Origin of the sequence: Streptomyces sp. NPDC004126 (assembly GCF_050275515.1) — a bacterium.
In the GTDB taxonomy this organism is placed as follows: domain Bacteria; phylum Actinomycetota; class Actinomycetes; order Streptomycetales; family Streptomycetaceae; genus Streptomyces.
Genome location: NZ_JBNNPF010000136.1, coordinates 1 through 1,051 on the forward strand (window position 1 = coordinate 1; position 1,051 = coordinate 1,051).

Sequence of the window (1,051 nt, forward strand, 5' to 3'; positions counted from 1 at the left end):
GTTCTCGCCGGTGAGGCGGCGGGCCATGAGGTCGGTCATGGCGAGGTTCACCAAAGCTTCGGAGCGGGTGGGAAGGGTTTCGTAGTCGCGGGCCAGGCGCCGGTGGAGCATGAGCCAGCCGTAGGTCCGCTCGACCGCCCACCGCTTCGGGATCGGGGTGAAACCCCTGGTCCCGGGCTTGCGGGCGGTGATCTCCATGTCGATGCCGAGGGTCGCGGCATGCTCGACGAGGTGCTGGCGGTAGCCGCCGTCGACCCACACCTTGCGAACGGTGGGGTGCTCGGCGGCGACCTGGTCCAAGAGCCGGGTGCCGGCGACCGAGTCCTGCACGCTGGCCGCGGTGACCAGCACGGCCAGCAGGAGCCCGAGGGTGTCGGTGACGATGCTCCGCTTCCGCCCGACGATCTTCTTGCCCGCGTCGATGCCCTGGCCGGCGGCAGGGACACTGGTGGAGGTCTTGACGCTCTGGGCGTCGATCACACAGGCCGACGGTTCGCCGTCCCGTCCCTCCTTCTCCCGCAGCAGTTGCCTGAGCAGGCCGTTGAGCTGGGCGAACACGCCCTCGTCCGCCCATTTGGCGAAGTACCCGTAGACCGAGTTCCAGGGCGGGAAGTCGTGTGGGAGGTAGCGCCACTGCACGCCGGTGCGGTCCACGTACAAGATCGCGTCCATGATGTCCCGCAGGTCGTGTTCGGGCGGCCGGCCGAAGTCCAGGGCCCTGCCACGGCGTTCGAACCGCCAGGCCGACAGCACCGGCTCTATCAACTCCCAGCGGGCATCGGACAGATCACTCGGGTAAGGACGTCGTTTTGCCATGCTTCCGGCGTACCGCGACAGACCGAGTACGCCCAGGCGCACACCCACGACGCTGGAAGCACGTGACAGGCACAGCCCGACATCCTGGGATGAGACAGGAACAGGTCGCCTTCCATCCCATCGGCCACATCACGCGCCCCAGAGACATCGACCACCTCCTCGGCCTCACCGGCACCACGATCCCGCACCCCAGAAATCGGCAGATACACGGCTGAGACAGGTGAAAACGACCTCT

General features: G+C 67.4%; 1 protein-coding gene. It reads right to left on the reverse strand.

Features of this window, described 5'->3' with window-relative positions; all coding sequences use genetic code 11:
• On the reverse strand, positions 1-816 hold an 816-nt coding region (locus tag ACQKM2_RS40870; RefSeq protein WP_427719293.1), incomplete at its 3' end, for an IS5 family transposase.
• Between the last annotated feature and the right edge of the window lie 235 nt (positions 817-1,051).